Below are 15,740 nucleotides of genomic sequence, written 5' to 3'. Positions count from 1 at the left end.
TAACAGCGATCGGAAGGTTGTTCTGTCATCGTAGTGGCTAGTGTAAATAGGCTTTAGTTGAACGTATATAGACCGAGAGGAGAGAACGCGAGATATGCTGTTGGAGATGGAGCAGATTACGAAGAAATACGGCGGCTTCACCGCTAACCGGGACATCCGTTTTAATTTGCGAGAAGGAGAGATTCATGCCCTCGTGGGTGAGAACGGCGCTGGTAAGACAACCCTGATGCGTATGTTGTATGGTATGGAGCAACCGACATCAGGCACAATCAAAGTTCGTGGACGCGAGGTAAGCTTCGCAACTCCGTCTCAGGCCATGGCAAGTGGTATCGGCATGGTGCATCAGCATTTCATGCTGTTTCCTTCCTTTACGGTTGCCGAGAACATCGTGATTGGCCGTGAACCGTCTGCGGCAGGTGTATTTGACCGCAAACAGGCGGCGGCCCAGGTGAATGAATTGGGCAGAACGTATGGCATGCCAGTTGATCCGTGGAAAAAAGTATTTGAATGTCCTCTGGGCATGCAGCAGCGTGTTGAAATTCTCAAGGTGCTGCATCAGGGCGCAGATATCATTATATTGGATGAACCATCAGCGGTACTGACACCGCTGGAAGTGAAAGAACTGCTCGCGAATATGAAATCCCTTGCCAAGTTGGGCAAAACCTTTGTAATGATCACACACAAGCTGCAGGAAGTTATGGATGTGGCAGACCGGATCACGGTTCTTCGTGATGGTCAAGTGACAGGTACATTGGAAGCAAAAGACACGAATGTAGAGGAACTGTCCCGCCTGATGGTAGGTCGTGAGCTGGTTCGCATGAACAAGCAGCCATCCGTTCCGGGAGAAGCTGTGCTTCAGGTGGAAGCGGTAAATCTGTCAGGAGCAGAGGATCGTTCTGCGCTCAAGGATATCCATTTGCAAGTTCGGAAAGGCGAGGTCGTTGGAATCGCGGGTATTTCCGGAAACGGTCAATCTGAACTGATCCAGATCATTGCGGGACTGCGCAAGGCAGATAGCGGCCGCGTCCTGCTGTCAGGGCAGGATACAACCAATTGGCCAGTGCGGCGCATTCGGGAGCATGGACTTGCCCATATCCCAGAAGACCGTTATATGTGGGGAGCGGCGAAGGATGCGAGCGTTCGTGAAAATGGACTGATGGGCCATCATCACCGGCTTCAATCACGCGGTATCATTAAAGCGAAGGCAGCACGGAACATGGTGGAGAACTGGATTAAGCAGTTTAGCATCAAAACGGGTTCTGCAGAAACGAAGGCACAGTTCCTTTCCGGCGGTAACTTGCAGAAGCTGATTGCTGCGCGTGAGTTTGCCCAGGATACGCCGTTTCTGATTGCGGCTGAACCTACACGGGGTGTAGATATCGGAGCGATGGAGACCATCCACGCTGAATTGCTGCGCAAACGGAATGAAGGTGCGGGTATTCTGCTTGTTTCCTCGGAATTGTCTGAGATTTTGCAATTATCGGATCGGATCATTGTCATGTATGAAGGCGGAATCGCCGGGGAACTGAAGGCAGATGAAGCAACAGAAGAACAGATCAGCTTGTTGATGGCAGGAGGGAAAGAGCGGATATGAATCGGGTAAAAGAAACACTTCGCGGACTCGTACAGCCGCTGCTTGCCGTATTGATCGGTTTGCTGGCAGGTGCTGTAGCCATTCTTGTCGTTGGCGGGTCCGTAGTGGATACGTATGCGGAGATGTGGAAAGGGGCCTTCGGCAACTTCTACTTCTTCACCAACACATTGGCACGTTCGACGCCAATTATTCTCGCGGGGCTGGGCGTAGCCCTGGCGTTCCGCGCCGGATTTTTCAACATGGGTGCAGAAGGACAGATGGTCCTTGGTGGACTTAGTGCAGCGCTGACGGCGCTCTACCTTCCGGGTCCAGGCTGGTTTGTCTGTATTGCAGCCATTGTGGCGGGGATTATTGCCGGTGGAGTCTGGTCGCTGTTTGCAGGTTGGCTGGATGCCCGCTTTGGCATGAATCTGTTGATCACAACGCTTCTGCTTAACTATATTGCGATTTACTTTGGAGGATACATGGTATCCTATCCGTTTAAAGACCGCACGGGATCAGCGGCAATGGCCCAGACGCCCATGATTGAACAGAGTGTCTGGCTGCCGAAGCTGTTCCAGGGCATGGGACTGCATGCCGGCTTCATCATTGCCATCGTGGCGGCGATTCTCATCTACTGGTTCACACACAAGACGGTAACTGGTTATGAGATTCGCATGTTGGGAAGCAATCCTTCGTTTGCAACGTATGGCGGCGTGCGCCGTATCCGCATGATGATGCTGTCCATGATCATCAGTGGTGGACTTGCAGGTCTTGCGGGTGCAGGGGAAGTGCTGGGTACACAGTACCGTTTCCTTGATGGATCGTTGTCATCCGCAAGTTATGCATGGAGCGGTATTATGGCGACATTGCTTGCCCGCTCGCATCCGCTAGGAACAGCTGTCGCGGCAATCCTGCTTGCAGCGTTGCAGACAGGTGCCATGGGGATGGAACGGAATACGGATGTGCCGCTGGAAGTCGGTAGTGTCATCCAAGCGGTATTGACGTTATTTGTATCGGCTCAGATCGGATATTCATTCCTGAAGCGGAGAAAGGAGAAAAAGTCCAATGCAACAACTGTTTGATGCAGCCATGTTTGGCTCTACTCTGCGGATTATGACGCCGATCCTGCTTGCAGCGCTCGGTGGGGCTTTATGCTCTCGTGTCGGTCTGTTCAATGTGGGGCTGGAAGGACTCGTACTGATCGGTGCTTTCTCCGCTATTGTCGGTAACTATCTGTTCGGCAATGTACTATTGGCCGTAATATTCTCGATTGTGATCGTCATGTTGTTCTCTGCGCTATTTGCCTTTATCAGTATTAATCTGAAGGCCAACGCCATTGTGGTCGGGATCTCGCTTAATTTTCTGGCGACAGGACTGACGACTTTTGCGCTTCGTGCGATTTTTGATGTAAAAGGTGCTTACTATGACAAGGATATGGTGGGACTCCCCAAATGGGACATTCCTCTTATTAAGGACATTCCGTGGGTAGGCGATGTCATCTCAGGGCATAGCCCGCTCGTATATCTCGGGATTATTATCGTTATTGCCTTGCAGTTTTATCTGTTCAAAAGTGTCTCCGGTTTCCGTCTTCGTTCGGTTGGCGAGAATCCGGTAGCGGCACAGAGTATCGGCATCAAGGTGCGCGGTATTCAATATGGTGCAGTTCTGATGTGCGGCGTATTGTGCGCCCTGGCGGGTGCACAGTTATCGCTCGGTCAGGTTACGATGTTTACCGAAGGCATGACCGCAGGTCGCGGCTTCATCGCATTGGTAGCAACGATGCTGGGTCAAGCGAATCCGCTTGGCGTTATGGGGTCCAGTGTGCTGTTCGGGTTCATGGAAGCTCTTAGTATCCGATTGCAGGGCTTTGCGCTGCCAACTCACTTTACCATGATGCTGCCGTATATTGTGACACTGGTGGCGATGTTCTTCTTTAAGGACCGTACGTATGCACAAGACGCACTGAAAGCGGGCGGAAGCTCGCGTTAATTCCTGAATGTTATGCTGGAAGCATATAAAGAAGGAGGAATCACGCTTGCATAATAAGGCTGAACGTCTGAAAAAAACGAAAAGCCCGGCACCCAAAGCGGGTGCTGAGCACGGAGACCGGCTGCCGCCGGGGCAGGTACTGACCGAGAAATTCCCGATTCTGCATGAAGGTGAAGTTCCGGAATACGACCTTTCCACCTGGGATTTGAAGGTATTCGGTGAAGTTGAAGAGGAGAAGGTATTCTCCTTCGCCGAGCTTCAAGCGATGCCTCAAGTGAACACGGTGAGCGATATTCATTGTGTTACCCGCTGGTCGAAGTTCGACACGCCGTGGGAAGGCATCCGGTTCTCGGATTTCATCAAGCTTCTTGGCGTTAAACCGGAAGCGAAATACGTCATGATCCACGCAGATCATGATTATGAGACAAATGTTCCGCTCGAAGAACTGATGCATGATGATGTATTGCTTGCTTTTAAATTTAACGGTGAGCCGCTCACACCGAAGCACGGTTATCCGCTGCGCTTGGTTGTTCCACAACTCTACTTCTGGAAGAGCGCGAAGTGGATACGGGGTCTGGAATTCATGAAAGAAGATCGCAATGGCTTCTGGGAAGTTAATGGTTTCCATCATTTTGCCGATCCGTTCAAGGAGCAGCGCTTCTCTGGTGAAGATATTCCGATTCCGGAAGACGAATGGACGAAGAAGGAGTTTGATTAAATGTTGATGCCTATTTTGCAAATTCATTCCGAAGATATGCCTGCATATGCCATTGTCTGTGGTGACCCGGCACGTGCGGAGAAAATTTCCCGCAAGCTGGAGCAGGCGAGAGAACTGGCGTTCAGCCGGGAGTATCGCACGTTTGTAGGATTGTATGAAGGTGTACAAATGGCCGTGGTCAGCCATGGCGTAGGATCACCGGGAGCAGCCGTCTGCTTCGAAGAGCTGATCCGGGCAGGGGTAACGACCCTGATTCGTGTAGGTACAGCGGGCTCGTATACCGCAGATTATCCAGCTGGCAGTGTAATCGTCAGCACGGCTGCTGTACGTACGGACGGGCTGACACGTCAGCTTGTACCGGATGGTTTCCCTGCGGTAGCGGACCTTGTCGTTACACAAGCGTTAATCGAGGCGACTCATGAGCATGCAAGTGGAGCGAAAGCTTCAAGTGCGGGTAAAGTTGGCGTAGGCATTACCGTAACCCTGGATGCTTTCTTCACAGGGGTCGAAGAGATTCCTCACCGCAAGTACAAGCAGGCGGGTGCTCTTGCTGCTGAGATGGAAATTGCCGCGCTTTATATCGTCAGCACACTACGTGGGGCTCGTGCTGGGGCTATTGTCGCTATCGACGGATTCGCAGACAGCGACCTGGCGGCCGAATATGATCCGCACACAAATGCGGTGGCTGATGCAGTAGAGCGTGAGATCGAAGCGGCACTGCGTGCATTGGCTGCACTCGCTCGTCAGGATCAGGCGTAAAGCTGAGATCATTAGGGGCGTTTTATGTTGCTGTTGCTCGTAAAAAGCTAAACACGTAAATGATGTCCATCTGAGGTGGACTATATAAAAGGGCGTCCCATAAGGTCATGTTCATGACTTTGGGACGCCCTTTTGAGTTTGAGATAGAAGCGACTGGCGCTAGATTGGAAGGTGCAATCGATTGGTTAGCGTTGTCCAAACAACTGCTGCGCCGTTTCAATAAATAACCGGGATGCGGGAGAAGAATCGACAAGTGAAGGAACGGCAATCTCAATATTGCGGTAGGCTTTCGGCTCTGTGGGGAGTGCTTTGACACCCGGAGGCAGCCAGGATAGAGAGATTGCAGGCAGCATAGCGGTTCCGAGTCCCTGCTCAATCATGCTAAGGCAAGTGTTTACGTTATACACCACGAATCCGAAATGTAATTCTGCATTTGCTCGATTGAACAGATCAACAATCGGCACCTCGTAGCCGCCTTTGCAAATAATCATAGGGTGTTTGTCCAGCATTTGTACGGGCAGAATTTCCTGATTTGCAAAAGGTTCATCGTCCCGAAACACTGCGAGCATCTCCTCGCTATAGAGTGGAAGCGTCTCATAAGCCACATCTACTGGCTCTTTGTCTGTGGCAATAATGAGAGCCACATCAATAGCCCGTGAGCTTAGCCACTCCTGAATCTCAAGAATGTTCCCCTCGTGCAGTTCAAACTGAATCTGAGGGTAGCGGTCCCGAATGGAGCGGATAATTTTCGGCAGCAGATGAGCGGATGACATAGGGAAAGAGCCAATACGAATCGTACCAATCTCCAACCCTTTTTCGGCGGCAACGACCTGCTGTACCTTATCAAATTGCTGTAAAATGCGGCGGAAAATGACCAGGATTCGCTGTCCCACATCGGTAAGCACGATTCCGTTCCTACGATCCCGTATGATTAGAGTGACATCCAGTTCATTCTCCAGCGAAGAGATGGCCCGACTGACTGCGGGCTGTGTCATATTCAGTTCCTGGCCTGCACGGGTGAAACTTCCCGTCTCTGCAATTTTCACAAATAACTGCAACTGTGAGTTGTTCATAACAAATATGGTATGCTCCTTATGATTAACATGCATTTCAATTATTTCGATCATTATTGTATCATGAAGAAACGGAACGATCAAAGAATGAATTAAAATGGTTCTGGATCGAATTCCAAATGGTTTGCAGGCACAGAAAGAGCGCAGGATAATGTACACGATTGATTAAACTGCGCCTGTAGATGTGTGCCGGATAGGAGAATAAACATATGGCTTTATCACGTGCAAAAGCAGGCTGGGTCCTGGCTTTTCTGGTACTCATGTGGGGTGTAAACTGGCCCCTGACCAAATACGCATTAAATTTTACACCGCCACTCATATTCGCAGGCATGCGCCTGTTAATTGGGGGTCTGGTGCTGGGGTTGTATGCTTTTCCCCGCTACAAAACGCTGCGACTGAAGCAAACCTGGCATATTTATGCCATATCTGCGGTGCTTAATATCATCTTCTTCTACGGTTTTCAGACCGTTGGGCTGACGGAAGTGCCGGCAGGCTTATTTTCATCCATCGTGTTCCTGCAGCCTGTGCTGCTCGGAATCGGGGCATGGCTGTGGCTGGGCGAGTCCATGTATGGATTGAAGATTGCCGGATTGGTACTCGGTTTTGCAGGGGTGGCTACGATCAGTATTGGCGGCATGACAGGCAAAGTATCCCCTGAAGGGGTTATGCTTGGGCTGTTCAGTGCAATTAGCTGGGCGATCGGGACCGTATATATGAAGCGAACTTCAATGAAGGTCGATGGAATCTGGATGACAGCCATTCCGATTCTGATCGGCGGAGTTGTTCTGACGTTGACAGGTACGGTCACAGAGAGCTGGGCTGATGTGCAGTGGGTGCTTCCTTTTATACTGGATACGTTGTTTATTTCGGTGTTTGTCATTGCGATGGGCTGGCTCGCGTTCTTCAAACTGGTTAGCTCCGGCGAAGCCAGCAAAGTAGGATCGTTCACGTTCCTGATTCCGCTGATCGCTTTGCTATGCAGTGTACTGTTCCTCGGAGAGTCGGTGACGGTCAATCTGATCGCAGGTCTGGTTATGATTATTGCCAGCATCCTACTTGTGAATGTTAAAGTGAAAGGCAGCAAGGTGGCGAAAATATAAAGTTATGCGGTGAACTTTCTTCAAGTGGTTGATGAACCTTGTATACATTCCGAATGACAATGCAAAAAATGGGTAAGTTATATGTAGGAACATCACCATGATTACGAAGAGGAGGACTCCAGCATGACACAGAACAATCAACCTCAGGATGAGGCGGCAATTCGCAACAAACTGGATGAAGACGGGGATTCCTTGATGGAGAAAAAGAAAATTTTGAGCGGTGTGGATATTGAGCCGCAAGCAGACGAATGGTCTGCGAAACCGTCACCTGTAGCATTTGATGAAGGTAAATCATCCAAAGAATAAGAGGAACCAGATATAGCTTGAAAAGAAGCGGGTACCGTTAAGGTATCTGCTTTTTTTATAAAATAAGAAAAAGGATAAGCTCAGGAGGATCATCGTTCTGATATTTAAGGGAATTGTCCGCAACACGCAGTCGGGGTTCATAAATCACATCGACAGATGTTTTTTATTATATAATTATGGAAACTTTTGTGAGGGGAGAATGTGAAGATGAGTGAGATTAACATTAGACGGGCTGTCATCGGAGATTACACGGGAGTATCTGCATTAATGGATGAGCTTCATCACTTGCATGTAGAGGCCCGGCCAGACGTATACAGAGAATTGCAGACTAGAATGAGCCATAAGGAGTATGAACAACTGCTGGAAGAGGATCATCGTTTTCTCTATGTTGCGGAATGGCTGGAACAGGGTGAGATTGTTGGATATGTGAGCGCACAGTTGAATGTGATTGAGAATGTGGATTTGTTAATGGATCGAAAGATGTTGTATATCAATGAGATCATCGTTGGCAGCAAACATCGCGGACATGGGACAGGCAAACTGTTGATGCACGAATTAATCGAACTAGGCAAAGAAATGCAGGCCGACAGTGTTGAACTGACCGTGTCTACATTTAATACTGGTGCTCAAGCTTTCTATGAGCAACTAGGTCTGGCTGTCCGCAGCAGCAGAATGGAATACATACTATAATAAGCCTCTACGAAGACTAATGGGATGTTTGGCGAGGTAGTCAGCTCAAGAAGGATGGAAAACATCCATATTGAGAAAAAAAATAAAACAGACTTGCATACCCCCATGGGGTATGTTACTCTTATAACAGAACGAAAGAAAAGGGGTGTTCGCGATGGAACATCAGAGCCATCCCAAGGAAGCTTTGGAGTCATCCGTAACAGAGGTTAGCGAAGTTTCACAGACAGATGATCAGCAAGCCAATTCTTGTCATGCGGCAGGCAGTGATGGAAAGCATGTGCGCAAGAGCCATCACTCCCAAGAGATGAAGGGCAACCTGATTTCTCGCTTGAACCGTGTTGAAGGACAGATCCGCGGGATCAAGGGATTGATCGAGAAGGACACCTATTGTGATGATGTGTTGACGCAGATCGCGGCGGCTCAGTCTGCTCTTAATTCAGTAGGCAAACTATTGCTGGAAGGTCATATGAAGAGCTGTATCGTTGAGCGCATTCAGGCCGGAGAGCATGAGGTTGTGGATGAATTATTGGTAACGGTAAGGAAGTTAATGAAGTAACTATTTTTGAATGAACTCATCATTTATATATCTAAGGAGGAACTACCCATGTCAAATATTACGTTGAACGTTACAGGAATGTCTTGCAATCACTGTGTGAAATCGGTTGAAGAAGCCGTGAAGAATGCGGGAGCGAATGGTCAGGTTGATCTGGCAGCAGGAACTGTCGCAGTTGAATATGACGAACAAAAAGTCAATGTGGATCAGATCAAGGCAGCGATTGAAGATCAAGGATATGACGTAGTCTAATCATTGCGGGCTTAAACTGAACTTCCCTTTGCATGGAAAGGAATTCAACAGATCTCTTTTCCAATAAATGAGTTCATTGTTTAAGCCTGATTTTCTGTCTTTTATATACCCCTTGGGGGTATTGAGTAATAGAAGTATTTTATAAAGAAAGGAGCTAAACAACATGGATAAGTCATCAACAACGGAAAACACAACAGCATCAGAACCCGTACCATCACCGGAAGCAGCGGGATTACAGACAACACTGCAAATTACAGGCATGACCTGTGCTGCTTGCTCTACCCGGATTGAGAAGGGATTGTCCCGAATGGAAGGGGTCAATCAGGCGAATGTTAACCTCGCCATCGAACAAGCAACGGTATCCTATGATCCGAAGACAACGAACATTAATGCTTTGCGGGATAAAGTGGAGGCGCTTGGTTATGGTACAGTAACGGAATCCGTGGATCTGGACATTACAGGCATGACCTGTGCCGCTTGTTCTACCCGAATCGAAAAAGGTCTTTCCCGGTTGCCAGGTGTATCCCGTGCAAACGTGAACCTGGCGCTGGAAACGGGACATGTGGAATTTGCAGCAGGAGTATTGAAGGCAACCGATATTACGGCGAAGATCAAGCAGCTCGGTTATGGTGCGGAATTGCAGCAGACACAGGAAGATACCCAGTCGGTGCGTGAGCGTGAATTACAGCGCAAAAAGTGGAAGTGGATGATCTCCGCCCTGTTATCTTTGCCGCTGCTTTGGGCCATGGTGGGCCACTTCTCATTCACCTCGTGGATCTGGGTACCGGATCTTTTCATGAACCCATGGTTCCAACTGGTGTTGGCAACGCCGGTACAGTTTGTCATCGGATGGCAGTTCTATGTGGGAGCCTATAAAGCACTTCGTAATGGCAGTGCCAATATGGATGTACTGGTTGCTTTGGGTACAAGTGCGGCGTTCTTCTACAGTCTGTATTTGACCCTGACCAGTGGCAATGCAGCTTCGACCATGATGGATCATGGTGGGACGGGAATGGCTACAGCAGCCATGCCAATCGTGGAGCTTTATTATGAGACGAGTGCAATCCTGATTACGTTGATCCTATTGGGAAAATGGTTTGAGGCCGTAGCTAAAGGGCGCTCCTCTCAGGCGATTAAAAGCCTCATCGAACTGGCTCCGCGTGAAGCCAGAGTGATTCGTGATGGACAGGAAGTTATTGTACCGTCTGCATATGTTGCGGTAGGTGATCTTGTTCTGGTAAAACCCGGAGACAGCATTCCTGTGGATGGCATCGTGGAGGAAGGGCAATCTTCCGTCGACGAATCCATGTTAAGCGGAGAGAGCCTGCCCGTGGATAAAAAACCAGGGGATGCCGTTACAGGCGCTACGCTGAACAAAAATGGAGTATTAAGACTGCGTGCGACCCGCGTGGGCTCGGACACGGCGTTATCGCAGATCATTAAAGTGGTTGAACAAGCGCAAGGTTCCAAGGCCCCTATTCAGCGGATTGCCGATGTGATCTCAGGCATCTTTGTTCCGATTGTTGTAGGCATCGCGGTAGTCACGTTCCTAATCTGGTATCTGTTCGCCAGTCCCGGTGACTTTGCTGGTTCGCTGGAGAAGGCGATTGCTGTACTTGTCATTGCCTGTCCTTGTGCGCTTGGACTCGCAACCCCAACGTCCATTATGGCTGGATCAGGGCGCGCGGCGGAATATGGTGTGTTGTTCAAAGGCGGCGAACATCTGGAATCGGCACAGCAGATCCAGACCGTTGTACTGGACAAAACAGGCACAGTTACCCAAGGCAAGCCAGTGCTTACGGATGTGGTGACGGCTCCAGAATGGACGGAGGCAGAGCTGCTGCAACGGGTGGGAGCGGCAGAGCAGAGTTCGGAGCATCCTTTGGCTGAGGCGATTGTGGAAGGAATCCGAGGTAAAGGTCTGGAGTTAACCCAATCAGAGCAATTCGAGAACATACCGGGATATGGTGTGCGAGCTCGGGTTCAGGGACAAGAGGTCCTGGTCGGGACACGCCGACTGCTTACAGATGCGAAGGTGAATGTCTCCGAGGAAACCATGCAACAGATGAACAACCTTGAAGAACAAGGGCGCACAGCGATGCTGGTCGCGGTGGATGGTCAATGGGCTGGGCTTGTTGCCGTGGCTGACACCATCAAGGGTACTTCACGGGAAGCCATTCAGCGGCTTCATGCTATGGGAATCGATGTCATCATGATTACGGGAGATAATGAGCGGACAGCACGCGCTGTAGCAGAGCAAGCCGGAATTAATAAAGTTCTGGCTGAGGTACTGCCAGAGGGCAAAGCGGCAGAAGTGAAAAAACTTCAGGAGAGTGGCCTCAAGGTAGCGATGGTTGGAGATGGTATCAACGATGCTCCGGCCCTTGCTACAGCAGATATCGGTATGGCCATTGGAACCGGAACCGATGTAGCGATGGAAGCAGCGGATATTACGTTGATGCGCGGCGATCTGAACAGTATTGCAGATGCAATCGAGATGAGCCGGCGCACGATGGGCAATATTAAGCAGAACCTGTTCTGGGCACTTGGCTATAACGTGATTGGTATTCCAATTGCAGCAGTGGGCTTCCTGGCTCCTTGGTTAGCAGGTGCGGCCATGGCGTTCAGCTCCGTGTCGGTTGTACTGAATTCGCTGCGTCTGCAACGAATGAAACTTAAAAGCAATGACTGATGTCCATTGAGGGACGTAATTCAACTTTGAATTATGTTCAAGAGTAACCATAGGGTGCGGTACGCTACGGCGGACCGTGCCTTTTTTGTTGGTAAAAGGTGTTTTAAATATGTTAAGGGAATGGTGCTTTCCTTGTTAATTGAAGGTGAGCGTGTGAAGTGATGTCCTCTTATGAAATGGAATTCATTGTTTGCGAAACACATCTTTATCTTTCTGAACCTTTCAGAAATAGATTGACAATATAGACATATAGACTTAAAATTTAAAACGATCGTTTGATTTAAACAATCGTTTACATCAAATTAGAACTAATTAGTAATGGAGGACATCATTTATGTTGCAGGCTTTACGTATATTGTTGAAAAAACCGCCAGTAATTGTGGGGATCGTGACGGCACTTATGTTCCAAGTGATCTTCAGCGTGATCTGGATGACAGCATATTCCGGAGTGAATGACCGGATGAATGAATTGACGGTTGCCGTTGTCAATGAGGATGGAGAGCAGTCCAAGGGAATCGCAGATCGTATGGCTGAGACGCTTCCTTTTCATACCGTAACGAATCTGAGTGCTGCCGAAGCACTTGACCAGTTAAATCATCGCAAGATTCATATGGTGCTCAATATTCCTGCAGGGTTTAACGAGCTGATTCAGACAGCCGGTTCCACTGCCGAAATCAAGTACACCATTAACGAGGCGAACCCGGTTACGATCAAAAGCATGATGCAAGGCGTATCGCAAAGCGTGACGAACACGATTAACAAGCAAGCAACCGCTCAAGGTGTGCAAGCTGTGTTGACGGCTTCCGGAGCGCCTGCAGATCAGGCAGCTGAAGCTGCTGCCAACCTGACGACACGAGTGGAAGGTACAACCACTTCCATTAATCCGGTTAACGGTATGAACAACCAGATGGTTCCGATGATGATGGTACTCGCTTCTTATGTGGGAGCCATGATTATGGGTATGAACCTGCAGACAGCGATGGGTATGCTGTCCGCTACTCACTCCCGCTGGACATTGTTCGGTGCCAGAGTAGTCATTAATCTGGGGTCTGCTCTTGTAGTTTCCCTGCTGGGATCATCACTGATTGTTTCGCTGGGCGGACAGATCGAGCAAGGATTTATCGCATTCTGGTTGTTCCAGGCGTTGTTCCTCTGCACGTTCATGTTCTTCTCCCAGTTCTTCCTGATCTGCTTTGGACCAGCAGGAAGCTTGTTTAACATCATTTCACTGTCGCTGCAACTGGTATCTTCCGGTGCAATGGTGCCACGTGAATTGCTGAACAGTTTCTACAGTGGTATTGGTCAGTATCTGCCAGCCACATATGCCGTTCAAGGTGTTCTGAGCGCTCAACTGGGTGGACCTGGAGTTCAATCCGCTGCTGGCTCGATTGTTATTGTATTGCTGGTTGCTGTAGCCCTCTCCCTGGTGGTGACGTCGTTGAAAAAACAACGCATGCCAGCTGGGGCACCAAGCCCGGCTCAAATGAACAGCTAATAGTCCAGACATCATGGTTGTTCTTCATAGGATATGATCAAGCACCCCGGTGATTTTCACCGGGGTGCTTGGTTTAATAGTAGGTTGAGGTGGCTAGCTTTGCAGGAACACAGGCGGCACACCTTGCGCTTTGATGCACAAACTTTCATAATGAAACGATAGAGTAGTCTCGCTGCAGCCCGGTGAGCTGGAGCAAATGAATAGAACGGACAAGAGGAGCGGACGGAATGACGGAACCGGAATTGGATATAAAAACGAGGATATTGCTTGCAGCCAAGAAACTTTTTGCTCAGCAGGGGTATGACGGGACGAGTGTTCGTCAAATCTGTGATGAGGCGGGTGCGAATGTATCGCTGGTCTCGTATCATTTTGGCGGAAAAGAAAAGGTGTTCGAAGCATTATTTGAGCACTTTTTTCCTGATCATATGATGAATGAGTTGGCTGAAGAGTCCATGTCCTCCCCCGTGGAGGGTATCCGACGAATCATAGGTGAAGTTGTAAAGTTCACAATGACGGACCGGGAGATGAGCGATATTGTGCAGCTTGAAATTACGCTGCGTACCCATCGCACAGATACCGTGTTTCGTTTTTTGGACCCCGTCTGGACCAGAGTGAGAGAACTGCTGCAAGAAGGCAAGGAACAGGGCGTATTTCAGATCGAATCCGTATCTTATGCGATGCTTCAGGTCATGGGTGTAGCTTTGGCGCACAAACGGGCCAAGAACTCACGATTTAGCTTTGACTATCAGGATATGAACACAGATGAGCTGGCTGAGCAGACCATTGAATTCGTACTACGAGGATTGGGAGTGAATAGCAATGAACGAAACCATTGATTTGATGATGAAGCACCGCTCTGTGCGGAAATTCAAGCCAGACCCGGTAAGTAAGGAGCAGCTGGCAGCAATCGTGGCGGCCGGGCAGATGGCTTCCTCTTCAAGTAGTGTGCAGGCCTATACAATAATTGCTGTTACCGAACAGGAGCAGAAGGCCAAAATGGCTGAATTGGCAGGCAATCAGTCTTACGTCAACGAATGCCCTGTGTTTCTCGTATGGTGTGCTGACCTTTATCGGCTGAGTGATGCTGCAAAGCGTCATTTGCCTGAAAAGGAATCCTATGAGGACTCCACTGAAAACTTTATGGTGGCCACCATTGATGTTGCACTCGCATCGCAAAATGCCGCCCTTGCAGCAGAGTCACTAGGTTTCGGAATTGTATATATTGGTGGGCTGCGCAATCGCATTGAGGAAGTTAGCGAAGTATTGGGCTTGCCTGACGGCGTATATCCAGTATATGGTATGTGCATTGGTGTTGCTGATCAGGAGACGGGTATTCGTCCGCGTCTGCCGCTGGATGCCGTCTTGCACCATGGCCGCTATAACGCTGAGCAGACCCTAAAAGGCGTCGAAAGCTATGACGAAACGACCGCTGCATACATGAAGGAGCGCACCCAAGGGGAACGTTCTACACCGTGGTCCGAAATGATGGCGAAACGCCTCACAGAACCGGTACGTCTACAGATGAAGCCATTCCTCGAAGGCAAAGGATTCTTGAAACGTTAAGCGTAAATTCAAAAGAAGTCAGTTTGGCGGATGCCGACTGACTTCTTTTTTGCAAACTGTACCTATTTAGTTAAGGAATCATCACAAGACTGGATGCCAATTCGGACCTAAGGAAGACCGTAGAAGCGTTTCGTATTCTGATAAAAGAGACGCGCTGCCCGCTCCGTTCCCATACCGGTCACTTCACTCCATGCCTGAATAACCTGTCTCGTCATGGCAGGATGTGTCATTCTTCCCTGGAAAGGTCCCTCGAAAGGCCAAGGTCCATCGGTCTCTGCCATAACCTGTTCGGAAGGATACTGGCGAGCTAATTCGCGAATTTCCTCTTCGTATATGATATCAGGTGTAAATGAGACGAAATATCCGTTGTCAGCCATTCGCTGGACGGTCTGCTTGGAGCCTTTGAACCAGTGAAAGTGAGCCCGGCGATGATGATATTGCTCGAGCAGGTCACAGGCGATATCGGCATCCTCATATACAGCGTGCAGTACGATCGGTTTACCGTGCCGCTTGGCTAGCTGGATAAATCTCTCTAACAGATCGATATAGCCGCTCTGATCAAATTGGTGTCCTGCCTGTTCGGCTTCCTGTCGGTTGTAATAGGGCAATCCAACTTCCCCAATCGCTGTGGCTTGTCCCATATGCTTTTCGATCCAGTCGAAGAACAGATGCTGATCTGCCAGGGACGGCAGGGGCTGCTCAGGATGGAACCCAAAGGCTGGATATACGGTACGAGGGTATTGTGATGCTAGTTCCAGGTTAGTCTGGGCAGATGCCAGATTCATGGAAACGGCGATGACCGCCTCAACCTGTTGGGATGGGAAGGAATGCAGCATCTCACGTTGTTCTTCAGGATTATATTTGTCCAGGTGAAGATGAGCATCGATCAAGGGTGCAAAAGCGGTTGATTGCATGGATGGACCCCTCCTTTTTGTCTTTTACCAATGATACGCAGCGTAGTTTGTCTTGGATCA

Annotated in this window: 16 protein-coding genes; 14 read left to right on the top strand and 2 right to left on the bottom strand. The window is 49.3% G+C overall.

Going from position 1 to position 15,740, the window contains the following annotated elements; all coding sequences use genetic code 11:
• Nucleotides 1-94 precede the first annotated feature (94 nt).
• The 5 genes from G3352_RS20080 to G3352_RS20060 are packed head-to-tail and all read left to right on the top strand — an operon-like array spanning nucleotide 95 to nucleotide 5,042.
• A complete protein-coding gene (locus G3352_RS20080; protein WP_163759159.1) occupies nucleotides 95-1,594 on the top strand; it encodes an ABC transporter ATP-binding protein in 1,500 nt (499 codons plus the stop codon).
• Complete coding sequence (locus tag G3352_RS20075) at nucleotides 1,591-2,658, top strand: ABC transporter permease (RefSeq protein WP_163759158.1); 1,068 nt, start codon at nucleotides 1,591-1,593, stop codon at nucleotides 2,656-2,658. Before G3352_RS20080 ends, G3352_RS20075 begins: the two co-directional genes overlap by 4 nt.
• Nucleotides 2,642-3,565: an ABC transporter permease gene (locus G3352_RS20070; protein WP_024632282.1), complete on the top strand. Its 924-nt coding sequence runs from the start codon at nucleotides 2,642-2,644 to the stop codon at nucleotides 3,563-3,565. Before G3352_RS20075 ends, G3352_RS20070 begins: the two co-directional genes overlap by 17 nt.
• 46 nt (nucleotides 3,566-3,611) lie before the next feature.
• Nucleotides 3,612-4,283 (top strand): sulfite oxidase-like oxidoreductase, encoded by a 672-nt coding sequence (locus G3352_RS20065; protein WP_053779836.1) that lies wholly within the window; start codon nucleotides 3,612-3,614, stop codon nucleotides 4,281-4,283.
• A complete protein-coding gene (locus G3352_RS20060; RefSeq protein ID WP_163759156.1) occupies nucleotides 4,284-5,042 on the top strand; it encodes a nucleoside phosphorylase in 759 nt (252 codons plus the stop codon).
• 185 nt (nucleotides 5,043-5,227) lie between these two features.
• On the opposite strand, the gene G3352_RS20055 is transcribed toward G3352_RS20060, so the two are convergent.
• On the bottom strand, nucleotides 5,228-6,115 hold the full coding sequence (locus tag G3352_RS20055; RefSeq protein WP_163759154.1) for a LysR family transcriptional regulator: 888 nt from the start codon (nucleotides 6,113-6,115) through the stop codon (nucleotides 5,228-5,230).
• 209 nt (nucleotides 6,116-6,324) lie between these two features.
• On the opposite strand from G3352_RS20055, the gene G3352_RS20050 reads away from it, so the two are divergent.
• The 9 genes from G3352_RS20050 to nfsA all read left to right on the top strand — a co-directional run bounded on the left by G3352_RS20050 (nucleotide 6,325) and on the right by nfsA (nucleotide 14,766).
• Nucleotides 6,325-7,215 (top strand): DMT family transporter, encoded by an 891-nt coding sequence (locus G3352_RS20050; RefSeq protein ID WP_163759152.1) that lies wholly within the window; start codon nucleotides 6,325-6,327, stop codon nucleotides 7,213-7,215.
• A 123-nt stretch (nucleotides 7,216-7,338) separates the two neighbouring features.
• The gene (locus tag G3352_RS20045; protein WP_063566250.1) at nucleotides 7,339-7,521 is read left to right on the top strand and encodes a hypothetical protein; all 183 of its coding nucleotides are present in this window, start codon (nucleotides 7,339-7,341) and stop codon (nucleotides 7,519-7,521) included.
• Between the two features lie 207 nt (nucleotides 7,522-7,728).
• Nucleotides 7,729-8,211, top strand: a complete 483-nt coding sequence (locus G3352_RS20040) for a GNAT family N-acetyltransferase (protein WP_163759151.1) — start codon at nucleotides 7,729-7,731, stop codon at nucleotides 8,209-8,211.
• 154 nt (nucleotides 8,212-8,365) lie between these two features.
• Nucleotides 8,366-8,767 (top strand): metal-sensitive transcriptional regulator, encoded by a 402-nt coding sequence (locus G3352_RS20035; RefSeq protein ID WP_163759149.1) that lies wholly within the window; start codon nucleotides 8,366-8,368, stop codon nucleotides 8,765-8,767.
• Between the two features lie 48 nt (nucleotides 8,768-8,815).
• Nucleotides 8,816-9,016 carry a copper ion binding protein gene (locus tag G3352_RS20030; protein WP_053779829.1) on the top strand — a complete coding sequence of 67 codons (201 nt, stop codon included), beginning with the start codon at nucleotides 8,816-8,818 and terminating at the stop codon, nucleotides 9,014-9,016.
• 163 nt (nucleotides 9,017-9,179) lie between these two features.
• Nucleotides 9,180-11,708, top strand: coding sequence for a heavy metal translocating P-type ATPase (locus G3352_RS20025; protein ID WP_163759140.1), 2,529 nt, complete (start codon nucleotides 9,180-9,182; stop codon nucleotides 11,706-11,708).
• Between the two features lie 334 nt (nucleotides 11,709-12,042).
• Entirely contained in the window at nucleotides 12,043-13,203 is a 1,161-nt protein-coding gene (locus G3352_RS20020; protein WP_163759138.1) for a YhgE/Pip domain-containing protein, read from the top strand.
• Nucleotides 13,204-13,430: 227 nt separating this feature from the next.
• Nucleotides 13,431-14,039: a TetR family transcriptional regulator gene (locus G3352_RS20015; RefSeq protein WP_076290660.1), complete on the top strand. Its 609-nt coding sequence runs from the start codon at nucleotides 13,431-13,433 to the stop codon at nucleotides 14,037-14,039.
• Nucleotides 14,023-14,766, top strand: a complete 744-nt coding sequence (gene nfsA / locus G3352_RS20010; protein WP_163759135.1) for an oxygen-insensitive NADPH nitroreductase — start codon at nucleotides 14,023-14,025, stop codon at nucleotides 14,764-14,766. The genes G3352_RS20015 and nfsA overlap by 17 nt, the downstream gene beginning before the upstream one ends.
• A gap of 107 nt (nucleotides 14,767-14,873) precedes the next feature.
• Here the strand turns inward: nfsA and G3352_RS20005 are convergent, their stop codons facing one another.
• Nucleotides 14,874-15,680, bottom strand: coding sequence for a TatD family hydrolase (locus G3352_RS20005; protein WP_163759134.1), 807 nt, complete (start codon nucleotides 15,678-15,680; stop codon nucleotides 14,874-14,876).
• Nucleotides 15,681-15,740 lie beyond the last annotated feature (60 nt).

It is taken from the genome of Paenibacillus sp. ALJ109b (assembly GCF_010747435.1).
Taxonomy (GTDB): Bacteria; Bacillota; Bacilli; order Paenibacillales; family Paenibacillaceae; genus Paenibacillus; species Paenibacillus taichungensis.
The sequence above is the reverse complement of the archived record's forward strand: the minus strand, read 5'-3'. Positions and strand labels throughout refer to the sequence as shown.